The sequence below is a fragment of the Xanthomonas sp. SHU 166 genome (assembly GCF_000364685.1).
In the GTDB taxonomy this organism is placed as follows: Bacteria; Pseudomonadota; Gammaproteobacteria; order Xanthomonadales; family Xanthomonadaceae; genus Xanthomonas_A; species Xanthomonas_A sontii.
Genome location: NZ_AQOJ01000038.1, coordinates 1 through 19,749, shown reverse-complemented (window position 1 = coordinate 19,749; position 19,749 = coordinate 1). Strand labels below are relative to the sequence as shown.

Here is a 19,749-nt window from a genome sequence, read left to right as displayed (position 1 = left end):
CAGGTGCGCGTCGGCGATGGCCGGCGCGCGCCGCCTGCCGGCGCCGGCGGGCCGACGGTGTCATGGCCGATTCAGCGTTTTGCGGCACAATCCGGATTCACCTGCCAACGGGCCCGTCCATGCGTCTACCGATCGCCTTCGTCCTGCTCGCCACGCTCGCCGGCTGCACCTGGGTGCCGATGGCGCCGGAAGGCAAAGGGGTACGGGTCCTGCCGCCCGGTCAGGCCGCCAGCGGCTGCGAGAAGCGCGGCGAGGTGGTGGTGTCGGTGAAGAGCAGCGTCGGCTTCTACCAGCGCAACCCGCTGCGGGTGCGCGAGGAGCTGGAGACCCTGGCCCGCAACGAGGCGCCTGGCGTGGGCGCCAACACCGTGCAGGCGATGGGCGACCCGGTCGACGGCGACCAGCGTTTCACCGCCTACCAGTGCGGCGGCCGCTGAACCGCTCAGACCATACGCTTTCCGGGGATTTGTTAAAGATGCGGTAAAACGGTGTAACCGCTAGAATTGGCACCCCCTCGCCTGACCCTGGCGTACACCTCGATGCTCTTCACCAACGTCTCGATCGCGGGACTGGCGCATATCGACGCGCCGCACACGCTGACCTCCAAGCAGATCAACGCGCGCCTGCAGCCAACCCTGGACCGGCTGCGGATCCGGGCCGACGTGCTCGGCGACATCGCCGGCGTCCACGCGCGGCGCATGTGGGACCAGGACCTGCAGGCGTCCGACGTGGCGACGCTGGCGGCGCGCAAGGCGATGGGCGATGCGGGCATCGAGGCTGGGCAGGTCGGGCTGCTGGTCAACACGTCGGTGAGTCGCGATTACCTGGAGCCGTCCACCGCCAGCATCGTCGCCGGCAATCTGGGCGTGAGCGAGCAGTGCATGACCTTCGACGTCGCCAACGCCTGCCTGGCCTTCATCAACGGCATGGACATCGCGGCGCGCATGATCGAGCGTGGCGATATCGACTATGCGATGGTGGTCGATGGCGAGACCGCCAACCTGGTGTACGAGAAGACCCTGGAGCGGATGGCCTCGCAGGACCTGACCGCCGACGCCTTCCGCGACGAAATGGCGACCCTGACCCTGGGGTGCGGTGCCGTGGCGATGGTGATGGCGCGTACCGACCTGGCACCGGATGCGCCGCGCTACCGCGGCGGCGTGACCCGCTCGGCCACGCAGTGGAACACCCTGTGCCGGGGCAACATGGACCGCATGGTCACCGACACCCGCATGCTGCTGATCGAAGGCCTCAAGCTGGGCCAGAAGACCTTCGCCGCCGCGCGGCAGGCGCTGGGGTGGGCGGTGGACGAACTGGACCAGTTCGTCATCCACCAGGTCAGCCTTCCGCACACCAAGGCCTTCATGAAGAGCTTCGGGATCGACCAGAAGAAGGTCATGACCATCTTCGGCGAATACGGCAACATCGGCCCGGCCAGCGTGCCGATCGTGCTGAGCAAGCTGCGCGAGCTGGGCCGCCTGAAGAAGGGCGACCGGATCGCGTTGATGGGCATCGGCTCGGGCTTGAACTGCTCGATGGCCGAGGTGGTCTGGTAAGCGAGAGGCGCAGGACAGGCGCGCAAATTTTCCTTGCGCGCCGTATTTGGGTGTTTAGAAAGAAATTTGCTAAATTTCTTTCCTAAGAGCCGTCTCCGGCAACGGCAAGGATTGCCTGATGTCGTCTCGACGCTGTACCGGACACTATGTCCCCGGGTCGCTGGCGGGCAGCCGTTATCAGGCGTTCGTTCCTGATCCGCTGCCGCCCGAGCCGCCGCTGCAGTTGGCGGCGCCGCTGCTGATCGCGCGCAAGGAACAGGCCGACCAGGCGCTTGGTCGCCTCGATGGCATCACCCTGATGCTGCCGGACCCGGAGCTGTTCCTCTACCACTACGTGCGCAAGGAAGCGGTCCTGTCCTCGCAGATCGAGGGCACGCAATCGTCGCTGTCCGATCTGCTGCTGTTCGAACTGGACGAGGCACCGGGTGTCCCTCTGGACGACGTCGAAGAAGTCTCCAACTACGTCGCTGCGCTGAACCACGGGCTGCGGCGCTTGCGCGAGGATGACTTCCCGCTGTCGCTGCGCCTGATCCGCGAAATGCACGCGCTGCTGTTGCAAGGTGGGCGTGGTGCCGGCAAACGTCCGGGCGAATTCCGTTCGGGCCAGGTCTGGATCGGCGGTGCCTCGCCGGCGTTGGCGCACTTCGTGCCGCCGCCGCCGGAAGCCCTGGATGCGGTGCTGGCCGCCTTCGAGCGCTTCCTGCACGCGCCGGGCCGCGACGTCTCGCCGATGGTCAAGGCAGCCCTGGCACATGTGCAGTTCGAAACCATCCATCCCTTCAGCGATGGCAACGGCAGGCTGGGGCGGCTGCTGATCGCGTTGATCCTGTGCAACGAAGGTGTGCTGCGCGCGCCCAGCCTGTACCTGAGCCTGTTCTTCAAGCGCCATCGCGCGCGTTATTACGAGCGCCTCAACGCGGTACGCACCGAGGGCGACTGGGAAGGCTGGCTGGATTTCTTTCTCGAGGGCGTTGCAGACACCGCGCAACAGGCGGTGTCCACCGCGCAGCGCCTGCTGGCGCTGCTGGCGGCCGACCGCACACGTATCGCCGGATTGGGAACGCGCGCTGGCAACGTGGGCCTGGTGTACGAGCAGTTCGCCCGTCGTGTCCTGCTGGGCGTGCCACAGGTCCAGCCGCATTTGCCGCTCAGCGCACCGACGATCCGTGCCGCCATCCGCACCCTGCAGGATCTGGACATCGTCAACGAACTCACCGGGCAGCAGCGGCACCGCGTGTTCGCCTATCAGGCTTATCTGGACATCCTCAGCGAGGGTGCGCAGCCGTTATGAGTTCCCCAGTGCCGCACGCCGACGGCAATGCATCATGCGCCGCGGCGGTGCCGTCTTCCTCTTCCATCTCGCATCGGTCCCCCGCATGAACTACCCCGGCTACCCCTTCACCCCGCAGCGCCTCCAGGTCCGCCCGGGGCTGCACATGTCCTATCTCGACGAAGGCCCACGCGACGGCGAGGTGGTGGTGATGCTGCACGGCAATCCGTCGTGGAGCTATCTGTGGCGCACGCTGGTGAGCGGGCTGTCGGACCGCTACCGCTGCATCGTGCCCGACCACATCGGCATGGGCCTGTCGGACAAGCCGGACGATGCGCCGGGCGCGCGGCCGGGCTACGAGTACACCCTGCAGTCGCGCGTGGACGACCTGGACGCGTTGCTGCGGCATCTGCGCATCGACGGGCCGGTGACGCTGGCGGTGCACGACTGGGGCGGCATGATCGGTTTCGGTTGGGCGCTGTCGCACCATGCGCAGGTGCGGCGCCTGGTCATCACCAATACCGCGGCGTTCCCGCTGCCGGCGGCCAAGCCGATGCCGTGGCAGATCGCGATGGGCCGGCACTGGCGCCCGGGCGAGTGGTTCATCCGCACGTTCAATGCGTTCTCTTCGGGCGCGTCGTGGCTGGGCGTGTCGCGACGCATGCCTGCCGATGTGCGTCGCGCCTACGTGGCGCCGTACGACAATTGGGCCAACCGCATTTCCACGATCCGCTTCATGCAGGACATTCCGCTGTCGCCGGCGGACAAGGCCTGGTCGCTGCTGGCGCGGGCCGAGCAGGCATTGCCGTCGTTCGCCGATCGCCCCGCCTTCATCGGCTGGGGCCTGCGCGACATCTGCTTCGACCATCATTTCCTGGAAGGCTTCCGCCGCGCGTTGCCGCAGGCCGAGGTGATGGCCTTCGAGGATGCCAACCACTACGTGCTGGAAGACAAGCACGAGGTGCTGGTGCCGGCGATCCGCCGGTTTCTGGACGCACATCCGCTGTCCTGAGCACGCACGCCGGCCAGATCCGGCGTCTTCCTGCGGCGCGCATTATCGGCGCGCCGCACATGCAGGAAGGGGATTGCCGCCGGCGTTGCGCCGTGGATCGTCTACACGGGCGCGCGCAAACTGCTACCGATTGCCGTGATGCAACATTGTTGGCTGGGTACAGTCGCCGCCGACGTGCGCGTCGCGCGGAAGCGGACGCTGCACGCAATCGGACAGGAGACAGAGAGTGAAAGCGATGGCGATGGCGATGCTGTTGACGGCGATGAGCGTGCCTGGTGCGCATGCGGAAGACCTGACCACGTCCGCGGACGGCAAGACGCTGACGGTCGGATTCGGCCAGCCCACCTGGAAGCAGGTGCTGCACTACCGCAAGCTGTACGACAAGAAGCCGTTCCCCGATGCGGAGATCTATTACTACAGCAACGGCATGTACAAGATCATCTCGCAGGGCGAGAACCACTACGGCGTGTACGTGCTGCAGGGCAGCTTCGAGGATCAGACCTACACGATCCGCTTCATCTCGCTGCCGTCCGAGGACTGGGGCAACAAGACCGCCTTCCATCAGTTGACCTTCATCCGTGGCGAGGACAGGAACGTCTTCATCCAGAACGCGATCGTCGACACCGGCGAGGCCATCGCCCAGCAGAACGGCACCTACACCCTCGAAAAGAACACCGTGACCAATCCGGTGCCGACGGCGTGGAAGCACCGCTGAGCCGATGCGGCGCGCGTCCGCCGTGCTTCGGATGCCGCCAGGATGGGCGTTTGCAGGAGTTTGCGGAGGAGCGGCTTCAGCCGCGACCGGGCGTTGCCGGGAACGCGGATCGCGGCTGGTCCCGCGGCGACAAGGGCAGATGCTACGGCCTCCCTGCCGTCCTGGCGGCGCCGCCGCTCAGGCGTCTGGCAGATTGCGTTCGACTACGCCGTCCCAGTCGGCCAGGGTCAGCAGCGGCAGGCCGTGCGCCAGCCGCGACTTGTCGCACTGCGCGCTGCGTTCGCCGAACTCCAGCGAGGCCGGTACCGCGGCGCACACCGACGGCCGCCGCTCGTGGATGCTGCAGCGACTGTAGCGGCCGATGTCCGCGTCCAGGGCGATGCAGCGCGGCTGCGCCTGCGAGGTGCCACGCATCACCCGCTCATGGGTGCGCAGCGGTTCGGTCAGCTCGAACGGGACCCTGCCGCCCAGCGCGGGATCGGCTTCGCTCCAGTGGAAACTGACGCGGAAGTAGGCGCAGCAGGCGCCGCAGGTGAGGCAGGGATGGGACATGGCGGCCGGGCCTTGCGCGGCGAACAGCGTGGGGGGCGCGGCATTCTGACCGAACCGGGGCGCGCTGCAAGCACGCCGGCATTCAGCCGCGGCGGCCGCGGCCGGGATGTCGGCTGCGGCCGGGCGCATCGGCGATAATCGGCGCATGACCACGACCTGCAACATCGCGGCGACGCTGCCGCGGCTGGCGCGCGAGCGCCCGGACCAGATCGCCATGCGCTGCCCCGGCCGGCCCGGCCCCGGCGGCATGGCGGCCTACGACGTGACCCTGAGCTATGCGCAGCTGGACGCGCGCAGCGATGCCATCGCCGCCGGCCTGGGCGCCTACGGCATCGGCCGCGGCACCCGCACGGTGGTGATGGTGCGGCCGTCGCCGGAGTTCTTCCTGCTCATGTTCGCCCTGTTCAAGGCCGGCGCGGTGCCGGTGCTGGTCGATCCGGGCATCGACCGGCGCGCGCTCAAGCAGTGCCTGGACGAGGCGCAGCCGGAGGCCTTCATCGGCATTCCCTTGGCGCAACTGGCGCGGCGCCTGCTCGGCTGGGCGCGCTCGGCAAAGCGGATCGTCACCGTCGGCCGGCGCTGGGCCTGGGGCGGCACCACGCTGGCGCGGATCGAGCGCGCCGGCCAGGGCGCCGGCAGCCAGCTGGCCGACACGGCCGCGGACGACGTCGCCGCGATCCTGTTCACCAGCGGCTCCACCGGCGTGCCCAAGGGCGTGGTCTACCGGCACCGGCATTTCGTCGGCCAGATCGAGCTGATGCGCAATGCCTTCGACATGCAGCCTGGCGGGATCGATCTGCCGACTTTCCCGCCGTTCGCGCTGTTCGACCCGGCGCTGGGGCTGACCTCGGTGATCCCGGACATGGACCCGACGCGTCCGGCCAAGGTCGATCCGCGCAAGCTGCACGATGCGATGCAGCGCTTCGGCGTGACCCAGCTGTTCGGCTCGCCGGCGCTGATGCGGGTGCTGGCCGACTACGGCAAGCCGTTGACCAACGTGCGCTGCGCCACCTCGGCCGGCGCGCCGGTGCCGCCGGACGTGGTGGCGCGGATCCGCAGCCTGCTGCCGGAGGACGGTCAGTTCTGGACGCCCTACGGCGCCACCGAGTGCCTGCCGGTGGCGGTGATCGAGGGCCGCGAGCTGCAGGACACGCGTGCGGCGACCGAGCGCGGTGCCGGCACCTGCGTCGGCACGGTGGTGCCGCCCAACCAGGTGCGCATCATCGCCATCGACGACGCCGCGATTCCCGAGTGGAGCGGCGTGCGCGAAGTCCCCACCGGCACCGTCGGCGAGATCACCGTGGCCGGGCCGACCGCCACCGACACCTATTTCAACCGCGATGCGGCCACGCGCCTGGCCAAGATCCGCGAACGCCTGGACGACGGCAGCGAGCGCGTCGTGCACCGCATGGGCGACGTCGGCTATTTCGACGCGCAGGGCCGGCTGTGGTTCTGCGGCCGCAAGACCCAGCGCGTGGAAACCGCGCAGGGACCGCTGTACACCGAACAGGTGGAGCCGATCTTCAACGCGCTGCCGGGCATCGGCCGCACCGCCCTGGTCGGCATCGGCGCGCCGGGGCAGCAGCGCCCGGTGCTGTGCTACGAGCTGGAAGTGGGCGCCATGCTCTCGAGCGGCCCTGAACTGCAGGCGCTGCAGCAGCGACTGCGCGATACCGCTGCCGCGCATGCGCACACGGCCGGCATCGTCGACTTCCTGAGCCACCCGGGCTTTCCGGTGGACATCCGCCACAACGCCAAGATCGGCCGCGAGAAGCTGGCGCTGTGGGCCGCGGAACAGCGCAAATGAGCGCGCGCAGCATGTGCACCGGCGCGCCTGCGCAGCAGGACACCGTTGGCGCGGCGCATGGCCGGCCCCAGAATGGCCGCCCTGATCATGGAGTGTGGCGATGAAGATCGTGGTGACCGGTGGCGGTGGATTCCTGGGCCAGGCGCTGTGCCGCGGGTTGGTGGCGCGCGGGCACCAGGTGGTCAGCTACAACCGCGGCCACTACCCGGAACTGCAGGCCTTGGGCGTGGCCCAGGTGCGGGGCGACCTGGTCGACGCGCAGGCGCTGCAGCATGCGCTGGCCGGCGCCGATGCGGTGTTCCACAACGCCGCCAAGGCCGGTGCCTGGGGCAGCTACGACAGCTACTACCAGCCCAACGTGGTCGGCACCGAGAACGTGCTGGCGGCCTGCCGCCTGCACGGCGTGTCGCGCTTGGTCTACACCTCCACACCGAGCGTGACCCACCGCGCCACCCATCCGGTCGAAGGCCTGGGCGCGGACCAGGTGCCCTACGGCGAGGATTTCCAGGCGCCGTACGCGGCGACCAAGGCGATCGCCGAGCGCATGGTGCTCGCGGCCAACGACGCGCAGCTGGCGGTGGTGGCGCTGCGCCCGCGGCTGATCTGGGGGCCGGGCGACAACCAGATCCTGCCCAAGCTGGTCGCGCGGGCGCAGGCCGGGCGCGTGCGTCTGGTCGGCAGCGGCGACAACAAGGTCGATTCCACCTACATCGACAACGCCGCACAGGCGCACTTCGATGCCTTCGAGCACCTGGCGGTGGGCGCGCCCTGCGCCGGCAAGGCCTACTTCATCTCCAACGGCGAACCGTTGCCGATGCGCGAACTGCTCAACAAGCTGCTGGCCGCCGTCGGCGCACCGGCGGTGACCAGGACGCTTTCGTTCAAGGCCGCCTACCGCATCGGTGCCGCCTGCGAAACCCTGTGGCCGCTGCTGCGCCTGCGCGGCGAGCCGCCGCTGACGCGGTTCCTCGCCGAGCAGCTGTGCACCCCGCACTGGTACAGCATGGAGCCGGCGCGGCGCGACTTCGGCTACGTGCCGCAGGTAAGCATCGAGCAGGGACTGCAGCGGCTGGCGTCGTCATGGCGCCACGACACGTCCGTCACCCGCTGACGACCACGCGTTTCCGAAGATGATGCCGCGCCGATTCGGCACGACAACCTTCTGGACATTGCCATGCTGCATTACGCCATCATCTTCTTCGTGATCGCCATCATCGCCGCCGTGCTCGGTTTCAGCGGCATCGCCGGCGCGGCGACCAACATCGCCTGGATCCTGTTCGTCGTGTTCCTGATCCTGGCGGTGATCTCGATGTTCCGCCGCGGCAAGGTGTAGTCCGCCGCGACAATCCAACGTCGATGCTTGCCCGCGGCGCCCTGCGTCGCGGGCAAGTCGTTTCTGGGCTCCGCGCCGCGAGGGCGCCTGCCGCCCGGAGGCAGCGCGATGGGGCAGGGCTGGACGTTCCGCTCGGCGCTTGTCACCATCCTCCGCTCAGGGGACAGGGGCGGATCGAATGCGAGCGTGGATCGTGTGGGCAGGCCTTGCGCTTGCGGGGAGCGCGTGCGCGCAGGTGCCGCCGGTGGACCTGGCGCCGTATCTGCAGCGCGACCAGTTCGACCGGGTCAAGATCTCCCCGACTGGCGCCTACTATGCAGTGATCGCACCGCTCGAGGACCGCACCGTGCTGGCGGTGATCCGGCGCAGCGACAAGCAGGTCTCGGCCAAGATCATGGGCCAGGCCGATTCGGTGGTGCACGACTACTGGTGGGCCAGCGACGAGCGCATCGTGGTGTCGATGGCCGAGCGCCTGGGCGCACTGGACCGCCCCGTGGCGATCGGCCAGCTGCATGCCATCGATGCCGACGGCAAGAATGCGCGCTTGCTGGCCAGCCCCTACGGGCTCAACGACAGCGTCAACGGCGTCACCTACAAGGCCGGCCTGGATCCGTCGGTGTTCATGCTCGACACCTTGCCGGACGACCCGCGCGCGGTGCTGGTGTCGGTGGTGGAGCAGACCAAGGACCCCACCGTGCATGTGGACAGGCTCGACATCTACAACCACCGACGCACGCCGGTGGCGCGCGCCCCGGTGGCGCGTGCGGACTTCGTCACCGATCACGGCGGCCACGTGCGCTTCGCGCAGGGTGCCGAGACCGGCAGCAACACCAACAAGCTTTTCTACCGCAACGACGACGCCAGTCCGTGGAAGCTGATCAACGACGAGGCCAGCAGCGGGCATCGCAGCTTCCCGCTCGGCTTTTCCGCGGACGACAGGATCGCCTACCTGCAGGTGGAGCAGGCCGAGGGGCCCGATACGGTGGTGGCATGGGATCCGCAGAGCGACCGCGCCACGCCGCTGCTGCGCGATGCGAAGGTCGATCCCTACCAGGTGCTGCGCGACCTGGACGGCCGCACCCCGATCGGCGTGTCGTTCATGAGCGACCGTGTGCACAACCGCTTCTTCGACGAGACCGCGCCGACGGCGCGGCTGTACCGCGCGCTGGAGCAGGCCTTCAACGGCGATGCGGTGTTCATCACTTCCGCCACCGCCGATCGACGCCTGCTGATGCTCTATGTGTGGAGCGATCGCAACAACGGCGATTACTTTCTGTTCGACACCGTCGACAAATCGGCCAAGCGGGTGTTCAGTCGGCGCGAATGGTTCGTACCGGAGCGGATGCCGTCGACCCGCGAGGTCGCCTTCAAGGCCAGGGATGGGATGGCCCTGTACGGCTATCTGACCCTGCCGTTGCAGGCGCCGGCCGGCAAGCCGCTGCCGATGGTGCTGTTGCCGCATGGCGGGCCGTTCGGACTCTTCGATGGCTGGGAATTCGACGATGATGCGCAGGTGCTGGCTGCGGCCGGCTACGCGGTGTTGCGGGTCAACTACCGTGGCTCGGGCAACTACGGCCGCGCCTATACCCAGGCCGGTGCACGGGAGTGGGGCGGGCGCATGCAGGACGATCTCACCGACGCCACCCGCTGGGCGATCGACCAGGGTATCGCCGACGCCGCACGCATCTGCATCTACGGCGCCAGCTACGGCGCCTATGCCGCGCTGATGGGCGCGGCGAAGGAGCCGGACCTATACCGCTGTGCGGCCGGCTATGTCGGCGTCTACGACCTGGAGACCATGTACCGCGACCAGGCCAGGTACGCGCGCTGGACCAAGGCCTGGGCCGGCGACTGGCTGGGCGAACGCGACAGCCTGGCGGCGCGGTCGCCGGTCAATCTGGCCGCGCGCATCCGCGTGCCGGTGTTCCTGGCGGCCGGCGGCAAGGACGAGCGTGCGCCGATCGAACACACCGAGCGCATGGAGAAGGCGTTGAAGAAGGCCGGGGTGCCGGTGGAGTCGTTGTATTTCCCCAACGAGGGCCACGGCTTCTATACCGAGCCGCACCGGCGCGCCTACTACACGCAGTTGCTGGCGTTCCTGAGCAAGCACCTGGGCGGCGCGCAGGCGCAGTAGTGGCGCGCGGCGCAGCGGGCGGGACATCTGTCTCGCCCCGCGCACGGCCTTGCGACGTGTCTGCCGCTAGAATGCGGGGATGTCTGGATCCCCCCTCGATGCTCTCAAGCCCCTGGCCGGCCGCGCGCTGGAAGCGGCGCTCAATCGCGCGCTGGCGCTGGACCCGGAAACCGGCGAGGCCCTGCGCGACCTCGACGGCCAGCGCGTGGCGCTGACCCTGGAGGCGCCGGCGCTGGCGCTGCAGATCCGTGTCGACGGTACGCACCTGCGGGTCGGCCCGGTGGATCCGGCGCAGGAGCCGGAGCTGGCGGTGCGCAGCACCCTCGGCGGCCTCCTCGCGCAGTTGCCGTTCCTGGCGCAGGCGCGGCGCCCCGGCGGCCCCGGCGGGCGGGTGCGGGTCTCCGGCGATGCCGAACTGGCGCGGCGCCTGCAGCAGTTGGCGACGCGCTTCGATCCGGACTGGCAGCGGCCGTTCGTGCAGGTGTTCGGCGAGGTGCTCGGCGTGCAGGTGGCCAACACCGCGCGTTCGGCGCTGCAGCAGGCCCGGCGCAGTGCGCAGGATCTGGCGCAGAGCGCGGCCGAATATGTCACCGAGGAGTCGCGCGACGTGGTCGCGCGCGCCGAGCTGGAGGCTTTCTACGACGACGTCGACGTGCTGCGCGACGACATCGAACGCCTGGCCGCACGGGTGGCGCGGCTGCAGCCGGAGCGCGGCGCATGAAGGCGATGTTCCGCGCCAGCCGCATCGGCCGGGTGATCCTGCGCTATCGCTTGGACGACCTGCTCGACGGCACCCCGGCCGAGCGTTGGTTGCGCCTGGCCAAGCCGTTCGTGCCGCGCGCCAGCCCCGACATCGCCGCGCAGTCGCGCGGCGCCCGGCTGCGCCTGGCGCTGCAGGACCTGGGGCCGATCTTCGTCAAGTTCGGGCAGATCCTCTCCACCCGCCGCGACCTGATGCCGCCGGACGTGGCCGAGGAGCTGACCCTGCTGCAGGACCGGGTGCGCCCGTTCGACGGCGAGGCCGCGCGGCGCATCGTCGAGCAGGCGCTGGGGCGGCCGATCGCGGTGGCGTTCGCGACCTTCGACACCGAGCCGCTGGCCTCGGCCTCGATCGCGCAGGTGCACGCGGCGACGTTGCACGACGGCCGCGAAGTGGTGGTCAAGGTGCTGCGCCCGGACATCGAGCGGCAGATCGATGCCGACATCGCCTTGCTGAAATCGGCCGCCGCGCTGGTCGAACGCACCCATCCGCGCGCCGACAAGATCCGCCCGCGCGAGGTGGTGGCGGAGATCGAGACCACCCTGGCCGCGGAGCTGGACCTGCAGCGCGAGGGCGCCAACGCCAGCGTGCTGCGCCGCTTCTGGCTGCATTCGGACGACCTGTACGTGCCGGAGGTGATCTGGACCCACACCGCCGAGCGCGCGCTGACCCTGGAGCGGGTGCGCGGCATCCCCTCCGACGACATCGCCTCGCTGGACGCCGCGGGCATCGACCGCCGCGCGCTGGCGGCCAAGGGCGTGCGGGTGTTCTACACCCAGGTGTTCCGCGACAACTTCTTCCACGCCGATGCGCACGCCGGCAACATCTGGGTCGACAGCGACCCGGCGCGCCGCGACAACCCGCGCTTCATCGCGCTGGACTTCGGCATCATGGGCCAGCTCTCGCAGGAAGATCAGTACTACCTGGCCGAGAACTTCATGGCCATCTTCAACAAGGATTACCGGCGCATGGCCGAGCTGCACGTGGAGGCGGGCTGGATGCCGGCCAACGTGCGCATCGACGAGCTGGAGGCGGCGGCGCGCTCGGTGTGCGAGCCGTACTTCACCCGGCCGCTGTCGCAGATCTCGCTGGCCGAGGTGCTGATCAAGCTGTTCCGCGTGGCCCAGCGCTACCAGCTGACCCTGCAGCCGCAGCTGATCCTGCTGCAGAAGACCCTGCTCAACATCGAAGGCGTCGGCCGCCAGCTCGACCCGGAACTGGACATCTGGGCGGTGGCGCGGCCGGTGCTCGAGCGCATCCTGATCGAGCGCTACAGCCCGCAGCGCGCGCTGCACGAACTGCGCAAGCGCCTGCCGGAGATCATGACCCACGCACCGGACATGCCGCGGCTGATCCACGGCTGGCTGCGCCAGCAGGTCGAGGGCCGGCACGAACTGTCGATGCGCTCGCGCGATCTGTTCGAACTCAACCTGCTGGTGCGGCGCATGCAGCGGCGGGTGGTGGCGGCGATCGCCGGCGTCGGCCTGCTCACCGTGGCCACGCTGCTGTACGCGCTCGACGCGGGCGGGCCGCAGCTGGGCGGGGTGTCGCTGTGGGCCTGGATCAGCGGCGGTGCCGGCACCGCGGCCCTGCTGTCGGCGTGGTGGCGGCGCTGAGCGTGACGGCGCTGGATCGCGCGCGGCTGCACGCGGTGCGCGACGCGCTCGGTGCGGAAGGTCCGCGCCACGACGCAGGCCAGTCCGAGCGCGCGCAGCGCCTGCTCAATATCACCCCGGAGACCGGCGAGCTGCTGGCCGTGCTGGTGCGCGCCATGGGTGCGCGGCGGGTGCTGGAGATCGGCACGTCCAACGGCTATTCCACGCTGTGGCTGGCCGAGGCCACGGCGGCGCTGGGCGGCAGTGTGACTACGCTGGAATACGCCGCGCACAAGATCGCGCTGGCGCAGCGCAACTTCGCCAGTGCCGGCGTGCAAGGCTGTATCGATCTGGTCCGCACGGATGCCGGCGTCTGGCTGGCCGACGCGGCGTCGGCCGCGTTCGACCTGGTATTCCTGGATGCCGAGCGCACCCTGTATTGCGACTGGTGGCCGCAGTTGCGTCGCGTGTTGCGGCCGGGCGGTCTGCTGGTCGTGGACAACGCGCTGTCGCACGCGACGGAGATGGCGCCGTTCGCCGCGCTGCTGGATGCCGATGCCGCGTTCACCTGCACCACGCTGCCGGTCGGCAACGGCGAACTGCTGGCGGTCAAGGACGCGTAGGCGCAGCGCGGCGGCGTGCCTGCCTGCGACGTGCGTCGTCGGGTCAAGCAACCGTCGGCGCGAGTTGCCGCCACGTCGTCATCGGTGCCATGGGGGCCGTTGTCGTGAGCGAGAGTGCAGCGGACGCGGCCGCTCAGCGCCACCCACATGCGCGCCTCGTTCCTGCAATGCGCATTGTCGCGCCGCGGCACGGCGCGGATAATCCGGCAGTGAATACCGACGCCGATTCCCTGCAGATCCTCTATCAAGACCCACTGCTGGCCGTGGTCGACAAGCCCGCCCGGCTGATGGTCCACGACAGCAAGCTCGCCCGCGGCGAGGACGATTTCCTCGCCGACCGTCTGCGCGCACAGCTGGGCCGGCCGATCTTCCTGGTGCACCGGCTCGACCGTGCCACCAGCGGTTGCCTGCTGCTGGCCTTCGACCGCGACACCGCCAGCGTGCTGGGCAAGGCGCTGATGGGCGGCGAGGTGGACAAGGATTACCTGGCGATCTGCCGCGGCTGGCCGGCCGAAGACCGCTTCGAGGTCGACCACGACCTCGACGGCGGCCCCGGCAAGCCGCTGAAGAAACCGGCGCAGACCCGCTTCGAGCGCCTGGCCTGCGGCGAACTGCAGGTACCCTCGGGCGAGTTCGCCACCTCGCGCTATGCGCTGCTGCGCTGCAGCCCGGTGACCGGGCGCTTCCGGCAGATCCGCCGCCACCTCAAGCACCTCTCGCATCACCTGATCGGCGACACCAGCCATGGCGATGGCCGCCACAATCGCATCTTCCGCATGCAGGGCGTGCACCGCATGCTGCTGCACGCCGAACGCCTGGCGTTCCCGCACCCGGACGGCCATCGGATCACGGTGACGGCGCCGCTGGATGCGGAATTCGTGCGGGCGTTCGGGTTGTTCGGATGGGATGCGGCGCCGTGGCGGGTGGATGCGAGTAGGTAAGCAGTGGGATAGCGGATCGGTGAGTGCACATGGTCTGTACCGCTGCGTCGATCATCTCGGTGAAAGCATCGACGTTCGTTGACGCAAGTCACGTGGTCTCATCACAATGCGGCCGATCGGGGGAGAAACGCCGCCAGGCGTCGCAGCGCATGCGTGCGGGGAAAGCGCTGCAGTTTGGCGTTCGACGCGCGAAAGCGATGCCCGGTTCGCGCTGAGGTCGGAAAGCGCACACTACCGGATGTGGCAAGTGGTCAGGCTCGACTGCGCTTCTGCGTGTGTCGCGCATCGACTGAAGTGGATGTCTAACAAAGGGGGAAGACATGAAACAAACGCGCGCACCCTGGTCGGTGGTGCTACTTTTTTTGGGCGCTGCCGCGCTGGCGCAGGCGGAGCCTACGAGCGATCTGGTGAGCGTCGTTTCGCTCCGGCCCTATATCGGCGACTCGATGGTCTACATCGAGGTGGATTCGGACGCCTTATGCGGCACGCTCACGTTCACCATCGATACCTCGCAGCCCAACGGCAAGGAGGTGTACGCCGCGGCGATGACGGCGCTCACCACCGGCAAGAAGGTGCGTTTGGAGGTGCCGACGAGTATCGGTTGCAAAGGCTGGGGCAGCAAACTGCAGTCGATCTACATCTACCGGTAGCACGAGCCACGTAACAGCTTTTTTTCTGCACTGTTCCGCCCAACCAACGTAGGAGCGGCTTCAGCCGCGACCGGGCGTTCCCGACGCATCCCGGTCGCGGCTGAAGCCGCTCCTACGACAGCGCAAAATCGATGCCGCGTTACTTGGCCGGCGGCGCGTTGACCGTCTGTTCCAGGTCCTTCTGCAGGTCGGCGAACAGCGGGGTCATCTTCTGCTGGATCGCGCCCATCAGGTTCTGCATCAACTGCGGGGTCTTGTCGAGCAGGCTCTGGCCGGCCGGGCTCTCGTAGAACTCGGCCATCGCCAGCACCTCCTGCTTGGAGAAGGTCTGCTTGTACAGGTTGACGTAGAGCGGACGCATTTCCTGCCAGGACAGCGCCTTGCGCACGGTGGCCTGGGTACGCTCCTGGATCTGCTGCAGCTTCTGCTGCTGCGCGGCGTCGAGCGGGTGCTGCGCGGTGAGCTGGGCGAACTGCTGGCGCTGCATCGCCTCGATCTGCGGCAGCATGGTGTCGAGCATGTTCTGCGCGCGCGAGGCCGACAGCAGGCGGTTGACGTCGGCATCGGTGGGCGGTTCGGCCAGCGCAGGGAGGGCGGCCAGGGCCAGCAGCAAGGCCAGCAGCAGGCGCTGCGGCCATTGGAAGAAGCGTGGAATCGGGGGCATGGAGCATCCTGCAGAACGATGACCGGCGGCCAGAATACGGCAATCGCCGCGCCGCCGCCGCCGCGCGTGGGGACGTGCGACCGGCCGGCGTCCGCTCCCTGGCTCGTTCAGGCGGCGCCGACGCGGAAACCGGGCGGTCCGGCGAATACCCTACAATCCGCGCCATGGGTAACGGGGCCATCCACATCTCGAGCAGCCTGACGATTCCGGAGGACGAAATCGTCGAGCGCTTCGTGCGCGCCAGCGGCGCCGGCGGGCAGAACGTCAACAAGGTCGCCACCGCGGTCGAGTTGCGTTTCGACCTGGCCGGCTCGCCGTCGCTGCCGGAGCCGCTGCGTGCGCGCCTGCTGGCGCGGCGCGACCGCCGCATCACCGCCGACGGGGTGCTGGTGATCGATGCGCAGCGCTTCCGTACCCAGGACCGCAACCGCGACGATGCGCGCCAGCGCCTGGCCGAGTTCATCGCCGCCGGGCTGTCGGTGCCGAAGCGGCGCATCGCCACCAAACCCTCGCACGGCGCCAAGTTGCGACGCCTGGACGCCAAGCGCGAGCGCAGCCAGATCAAACGCGGCCGCTCGCCCGGCCGCTGGGAGTGACTTTTGACCGAACGCGATTACCGCCTGCCCGCAGCGCCCCCGAACATGCCGATGGTCAGGCCCAGCCGCTTCATGCGCTGGCTCGGCCGCACCGCCTTGCGGCTGACCGGCTGGCGGGTCGTGGGCGAGTTCCCCAACGTGCCCAAGCTGGTGATGATCGTGGCCCCGCATTCGTCCAACTGGGACGGGTTCCTGGGCTTCGCAGTCAAGTTCGCGGTCGGCTTCGAGGTGCGCGTGCTGGGCAAGACCCAGTTGTTCTGGTGGCCGCTGGGACCGCTGCTGCGCAGGCTCGGCGGCATCCCGCTGGACCGCAACTCGCCGCGCGGCGTGGTCGAACAGGCGGTGGCGCTGATCCGCGGTGCCGAACGCATGTGGTACGTGATCACCCCCGAGGGCACGCGCAAGCGTGTGGAGAAGTGGAAGACCGGGTTCTGGAAGATCGCCCACGGCGCGCAGGTGCCGATTTTCCCGGTGTACTTCGACTACCCCAGCCGCACCGTCGGCCTCGGCGAGGTGGTGTGGACCGGCGAGGACATGCAGGCGGACATCGCCGCGATCCGCGAATGGTACCGGCCGTGGCGCGGCAAGCATCGCGATACGTTGTAAGCGACAGCGGCGGCTGACCGCGGCGCCATCCGCCGTTTTGCCCCACGGCGCCAACCGATGCCGTAGGAGCAGCGCATGGGTCGGATGTTGTTGTGGGAGGGACTTCAGTCCCGACGCAGCAATGTACCAGGTGGCTTTGGTCTTCACTCGTCGCGGCTGAAGCCGCTCCCACAAGTGCGGTGCCAGGATCGCTGGAGGGCTGCACTGTGGGAGGGACTTCAGTCCCGACGACGGACGGTGTCAGCTGACCTTTCGCTCGTCGCGGCTGACGCCGCTCCCACATGCAGGCCTTGACCCCCGCGCTACAGCGCGCTGCCGCCGAACTTCTGCGTGTACTGCAGGTACACGCTGCGGCCCACGGTGTCGAACCAGGACACGTCGTAGTACGGGTACGATGTATAAGTGCGGTCGTGCGGCGGCATCTTGTCGAACAGGTTGGTCACCGTCAGCGACAGCTGCGCGTGGTCGGTGAAGCGGTACTGCAGCGAGGCGTTGTAGCGGTAGGTGGCGCCGATCCACGGGCTGTCGCCGCTCTCCGGGTCGTAGACCTGGTCGTAGGAATCGGAGGTCGGCAGGCGTCCCAGGCGTTCGCCGTGCAGCGTCGCGGTCCAGGCGTTGCGCTCCCAGGACACGCTGGCGCTGGCCTTGGTGCGCGGGATGTCGTAGCCACTGTTGACCGCGAACTCGTCCACCATCGCTTCGCCGGCGTACACCTGGATGTCGTGGCGGCGCACCCAGGTGTAGTTGCCGCTCAGGCGAAAGGTGCCGATGCCGGTGTCGAGGCGGTACTGCGCGCTGAGGTCGATGCCGTTGGTGCGTTCGCGGGCGATGTTGATCGGGTTGACGTAGACCCCGTACAGGCGGCCGTCGGCGCTGCGGGTGACCCGTGCCAGCGCCTGCTGGCAGGTGGTGGAGGTGGCCTGCAGCACGCCGAGGCGGCAGTCGGCCTCGTCGCGCAGCACCTGGTCCACGCGCAGGTCCTGCACCTGGTCGCGCATGTCGATGTTGAAGTAGTCTACCGACAGGTCCAGGTCGGCCATCGGCGACCACACCAGGCCGGCGGTCCACGAGGTGCTGTTCTCCGGGTTCAGCGCGCGGTTGCCGCTGCGGCCGCGGATCACCGCCTCCTCGTTGTAGCTGCAGTCCTGGATCGCCACGCCCGGTTCCTCGCTGGCGCAGCGGTAGTAGTCCACGCCGGTGGTCTCGTCGTTGCCGGGGCCGGCATACACGTAATGCAGGTCGGGGGCGCGGAACGCGGTGCCGTAGGAGGCGCGCACCAGCAGCGTGTCCACCGGCCGCCACTCCAGCCCGCCGCTGTAGGTGAACTTGCCCAGCGAGCGCCCGGCGAAGCGGTACTGGTCGTAGCGTCCGGCCAGGCTCAGCGACACCGTCGACAGCACCGGCAGGCGCAGCTCGCTGGCCAGCGCCCAGCGGTTGCGGCTGCCGTGGCCGTCGGAGTCCTTCCAGCTGTAGTAGTAGTACTGCGTGGCCAGCGGATCCGGGCGCAGGTTGTAGGCCTGGTTGCCGAATTCGGCGGTCGCGGCCATGCCGGCATCGCCGCCGGGTAGCGAGAACAGCGCGGTGTTGGTGGCGGTGAAGGCGAGGGTGTCGGTGCGCGAGCGCGGCTGATACACCGTGCGCTGGGCGATGCTGTCGTACTCGGTGCGGCTCAGCGGCGTGTACAGGCGCTGCGGGTCGGCGTTGAAGATCGGCAGCCCCGAGTCTTCGTCCACGCCCAGCTGCGGGCCGAGGAACAGCGCGTTGGCGCGCGCGGCGACGATCTGCGGCCAACTGATGGTGGCCTGGTACTGCGAGTGGCTGAGGCTGGTCTCGTAGTCCCAGTCCGCGCCGAGGTGGCCCTTGAAACCGGTGGTGACGCTGAAGGTCTTCTGCCGGGTGCGGATGGTGCCGGCGTTGAGACCGCCCATTTCTTCCGGGCTGAACTGGCGCCCCCAGGCTTCCACCTGGTCGGTGGCCTGGTTGTAGAAATAGCCTTCCTCGTTGCCGTCCGGGGCCATGTAGCCCCACTGGGTCACGTCGCGGAACAGCGACAGCTCGTGGTAGCCCACCTGCACGTCGGCGAACCACTCGCTGCCGTTGTCGAAGGCGTAGCGCAGCGAGGCGTAGCCGTTGAGGCCGCGGCGCTTGTTGGTGATGGTGCCGTAGCCGATCGAGGCGCTGCTGCCGCAGAACGCGCCGTAGCCCGGGCGGGTGGCGTAGCCGGTGCTGCCGCCGTTGAGGCCGGACACCGCCGCGCAGGTGTCCGCGCCCGGGTCCAGGTAGTCGTCGTTGCCGTCGGTGCGCAGGAAGGTGCGGCGCGGCACCTGCGAGCGTGCGGTGGGGCCGTCCAGGGTGCTGTCCTGGCGGCTGCGCTGGTAGGCCCACAGCGGCGTCTGCGAGACCAGTTCGGCGCCGAACACCGCGTCGAAATTGCCGCGCGACCAACCGCTGCTGAGGCTGAGGTTGAAGCTCTCGCCGCCGCCGCGGGTGGTGTCGCCGAAACGGTAGTCCAGCGTGGTGCCGTCGGCGTGCTTCTTGAGGATGAAGTTGACCACGCCGGAGATCGCGTCCGAGCCGTAGATCGCCGAGGCGCTGCCGGTCAGGATCTCGATGCGGTCGATCATGCCCAGCGGGATGTTGGAGATGTCGGTGAAGTTGCTGCGGCCCTTGAACGGCATCGGGAAGTCGGCGATGCGGCGGCCGTTGACCAGCACCAGGGTGTGGTTGGGGCCGAGCCCGCGCAGGTCCACCTGCTGCGCGCCGGGCGAGAAGTCCGCGCCGCTGGCCGACTGCGGGCTCTGCGTCTCGCCGCCGTTCTGGGTCATCGCGCGCAGCACGTCCGGCACCGAGGTGAAGCCGTTGGCCTTGATCTGCTCGGCGCTGATCACGCTGATCGGCGCGGGGCCTTCCACCTGCGTGCGCGGGATGCGCGAGC

At 68.9% G+C, this 19,749-nt stretch carries 19 protein-coding genes; 16 read left to right on the top strand and 3 right to left on the bottom strand.

Annotation, left to right across the window (positions count from 1 at the left end; genetic code table 11):
- Window positions 1-119 precede the first annotated feature (119 nt).
- The 5 genes from D180_RS01945 to D180_RS01925 all read left to right on the top strand — a co-directional run bounded on the left by D180_RS01945 (window position 120) and on the right by D180_RS01925 (window position 4,553).
- Window positions 120-437: a DUF4156 domain-containing protein gene (locus tag D180_RS01945; protein WP_017907737.1), complete on the top strand. Its 318-nt coding sequence runs from the start codon at window positions 120-122 to the stop codon at window positions 435-437.
- Window positions 438-539: 102 nt separating this feature from the next.
- Complete coding sequence (locus D180_RS01940; RefSeq protein ID WP_017907736.1) at window positions 540-1,556, top strand: 3-oxoacyl-ACP synthase III; 1,017 nt, start codon at window positions 540-542, stop codon at window positions 1,554-1,556.
- Window positions 1,557-1,674: 118 nt separating this feature from the next.
- Window positions 1,675-2,847 carry a Fic family protein gene (locus D180_RS01935; protein WP_192578980.1) on the top strand — a complete coding sequence of 391 codons (1,173 nt, stop codon included), beginning with the start codon at window positions 1,675-1,677 and terminating at the stop codon, window positions 2,845-2,847.
- Between the two features lie 85 nt (window positions 2,848-2,932).
- Complete coding sequence (locus D180_RS01930) at window positions 2,933-3,838, top strand: alpha/beta fold hydrolase (protein WP_017911454.1); 906 nt, start codon at window positions 2,933-2,935, stop codon at window positions 3,836-3,838.
- Between the two features lie 235 nt (window positions 3,839-4,073).
- Window positions 4,074-4,553 carry a hypothetical protein gene (locus D180_RS01925; RefSeq protein ID WP_017911453.1) on the top strand — a complete coding sequence of 160 codons (480 nt, stop codon included), beginning with the start codon at window positions 4,074-4,076 and terminating at the stop codon, window positions 4,551-4,553.
- Window positions 4,554-4,730: 177 nt separating this feature from the next.
- Here D180_RS01925 and D180_RS01920 read toward each other — a convergent pair whose 3' ends face one another.
- A complete protein-coding gene (locus tag D180_RS01920; protein ID WP_017911452.1) occupies window positions 4,731-5,105 on the bottom strand; it encodes a YkgJ family cysteine cluster protein in 375 nt (124 codons plus the stop codon).
- A gap of 145 nt (window positions 5,106-5,250) precedes the next feature.
- Here D180_RS01920 and oleC point away from each other — a divergent pair, with 145 nt between their 5' ends.
- The 9 genes from oleC to D180_RS01875 all read left to right on the top strand — a co-directional run bounded on the left by oleC (window position 5,251) and on the right by D180_RS01875 (window position 14,948).
- Entirely contained in the window at window positions 5,251-6,912 is a 1,662-nt protein-coding gene (gene oleC / locus D180_RS01915; protein ID WP_043090305.1) for an olefin beta-lactone synthetase, read from the top strand.
- 100 nt (window positions 6,913-7,012) lie between these two features.
- Window positions 7,013-8,023 (top strand): 2-alkyl-3-oxoalkanoate reductase, encoded by a 1,011-nt coding sequence (gene oleD, locus D180_RS01910; protein WP_017911450.1) that lies wholly within the window; start codon window positions 7,013-7,015, stop codon window positions 8,021-8,023.
- Window positions 8,024-8,086: 63 nt separating this feature from the next.
- Window positions 8,087-8,245 (top strand): DUF1328 domain-containing protein, encoded by a 159-nt coding sequence (locus D180_RS22705; RefSeq protein WP_003468167.1) that lies wholly within the window; start codon window positions 8,087-8,089, stop codon window positions 8,243-8,245.
- Window positions 8,246-8,423: 178 nt separating this feature from the next.
- A complete protein-coding gene (locus D180_RS01900) occupies window positions 8,424-10,379 on the top strand; it encodes a S9 family peptidase (protein ID WP_043090302.1) in 1,956 nt (651 codons plus the stop codon).
- A 79-nt stretch (window positions 10,380-10,458) separates the two neighbouring features.
- Entirely contained in the window at window positions 10,459-11,100 is a 642-nt protein-coding gene (locus D180_RS01895; RefSeq protein ID WP_017911448.1) for an SCP2 sterol-binding domain-containing protein, read from the top strand.
- Entirely contained in the window at window positions 11,097-12,755 is a 1,659-nt protein-coding gene (gene ubiB / locus D180_RS01890; RefSeq protein ID WP_017911447.1) for a ubiquinone biosynthesis regulatory protein kinase UbiB, read from the top strand. Before D180_RS01895 ends, ubiB begins: the two co-directional genes overlap by 4 nt.
- Window positions 12,756-12,781: 26 nt before the next feature.
- Window positions 12,782-13,357: a class I SAM-dependent methyltransferase gene (locus tag D180_RS01885; RefSeq protein WP_198526498.1), complete on the top strand. Its 576-nt coding sequence runs from the start codon at window positions 12,782-12,784 to the stop codon at window positions 13,355-13,357.
- 167 nt (window positions 13,358-13,524) lie between these two features.
- Window positions 13,525-14,298, top strand: coding sequence for a pseudouridine synthase (locus D180_RS01880; RefSeq protein WP_017911445.1), 774 nt, complete (start codon window positions 13,525-13,527; stop codon window positions 14,296-14,298).
- A 320-nt stretch (window positions 14,299-14,618) separates the two neighbouring features.
- Window positions 14,619-14,948 carry a hypothetical protein gene (locus D180_RS01875; RefSeq protein WP_043090301.1) on the top strand — a complete coding sequence of 110 codons (330 nt, stop codon included), beginning with the start codon at window positions 14,619-14,621 and terminating at the stop codon, window positions 14,946-14,948.
- A 139-nt stretch (window positions 14,949-15,087) separates the two neighbouring features.
- Here the strand turns inward: D180_RS01875 and D180_RS01870 are convergent, their stop codons facing one another.
- Window positions 15,088-15,612 carry a DUF2059 domain-containing protein gene (locus D180_RS01870; protein ID WP_017911443.1) on the bottom strand — a complete coding sequence of 175 codons (525 nt, stop codon included), beginning with the start codon at window positions 15,610-15,612 and terminating at the stop codon, window positions 15,088-15,090.
- A gap of 164 nt (window positions 15,613-15,776) precedes the next feature.
- Between D180_RS01870 and arfB the strand changes: the two genes are divergently transcribed.
- Both arfB and D180_RS01860 read left to right on the top strand, forming a co-directional pair.
- A complete protein-coding gene (arfB, locus tag D180_RS01865; protein ID WP_017907723.1) occupies window positions 15,777-16,208 on the top strand; it encodes an alternative ribosome rescue aminoacyl-tRNA hydrolase ArfB in 432 nt (143 codons plus the stop codon).
- 51 nt (window positions 16,209-16,259) lie between these two features.
- Window positions 16,260-16,814, top strand: a complete 555-nt coding sequence (locus tag D180_RS01860; RefSeq protein ID WP_017915508.1) for a lysophospholipid acyltransferase family protein — start codon at window positions 16,260-16,262, stop codon at window positions 16,812-16,814.
- A 302-nt stretch (window positions 16,815-17,116) separates the two neighbouring features.
- Here the strand turns inward: D180_RS01860 and D180_RS01855 are convergent.
- Window positions 17,117-19,749: TonB-dependent receptor (locus D180_RS01855; RefSeq protein WP_017911442.1), on the bottom strand; the 2,633-nt coding region annotated here is incomplete at its 5' end.

What these genes read in the sequence shown, in the direction of transcription:
- D180_RS01945 (WP_017907737.1), top strand. Translation starts at nt 120, where the DNA reads ATGCGTCTACCGATCGCCTTCGTCCTGCTCGCCACGCTCGCCGGCTGC.
- D180_RS01940 (WP_017907736.1), top strand. Translation starts at nt 540, where the DNA reads ATGCTCTTCACCAACGTCTCGATCGCGGGACTGGCGCATATCGACGCG.
- D180_RS01935 (WP_192578980.1), top strand. Translation starts at nt 1,675, where the DNA reads ATGTCGTCTCGACGCTGTACCGGACACTATGTCCCCGGGTCGCTGGCG.
- D180_RS01930 (WP_017911454.1), top strand. Translation starts at nt 2,933, where the DNA reads ATGAACTACCCCGGCTACCCCTTCACCCCGCAGCGCCTCCAGGTCCGC.
- D180_RS01925 (WP_017911453.1), top strand. Translation starts at nt 4,074, where the DNA reads ATGGCGATGGCGATGCTGTTGACGGCGATGAGCGTGCCTGGTGCGCAT.
- D180_RS01920 (WP_017911452.1), bottom strand. Translation starts at nt 5,105, where the DNA reads ATGTCCCATCCCTGCCTCACCTGCGGCGCCTGCTGCGCCTACTTCCGC.
- oleC (WP_043090305.1), top strand. Translation starts at nt 5,251, where the DNA reads ATGACCACGACCTGCAACATCGCGGCGACGCTGCCGCGGCTGGCGCGC.
- oleD (WP_017911450.1), top strand. Translation starts at nt 7,013, where the DNA reads ATGAAGATCGTGGTGACCGGTGGCGGTGGATTCCTGGGCCAGGCGCTG.
- D180_RS22705 (WP_003468167.1), top strand. Translation starts at nt 8,087, where the DNA reads ATGCTGCATTACGCCATCATCTTCTTCGTGATCGCCATCATCGCCGCC.
- D180_RS01900 (WP_043090302.1), top strand. Translation starts at nt 8,424, where the DNA reads ATGCGAGCGTGGATCGTGTGGGCAGGCCTTGCGCTTGCGGGGAGCGCG.
- D180_RS01895 (WP_017911448.1), top strand. Translation starts at nt 10,459, where the DNA reads ATGTCTGGATCCCCCCTCGATGCTCTCAAGCCCCTGGCCGGCCGCGCG.
- ubiB (WP_017911447.1), top strand. Translation starts at nt 11,097, where the DNA reads ATGAAGGCGATGTTCCGCGCCAGCCGCATCGGCCGGGTGATCCTGCGC.
- D180_RS01880 (WP_017911445.1), top strand. Translation starts at nt 13,525, where the DNA reads ATGCGCATTGTCGCGCCGCGGCACGGCGCGGATAATCCGGCAGTGAAT.
- D180_RS01875 (WP_043090301.1), top strand. Translation starts at nt 14,619, where the DNA reads ATGAAACAAACGCGCGCACCCTGGTCGGTGGTGCTACTTTTTTTGGGC.
- D180_RS01870 (WP_017911443.1), bottom strand. Translation starts at nt 15,612, where the DNA reads ATGCCCCCGATTCCACGCTTCTTCCAATGGCCGCAGCGCCTGCTGCTG.
- arfB (WP_017907723.1), top strand. Translation starts at nt 15,777, where the DNA reads ATGGGTAACGGGGCCATCCACATCTCGAGCAGCCTGACGATTCCGGAG.
- D180_RS01860 (WP_017915508.1), top strand. Translation starts at nt 16,260, where the DNA reads ATGGTCAGGCCCAGCCGCTTCATGCGCTGGCTCGGCCGCACCGCCTTG.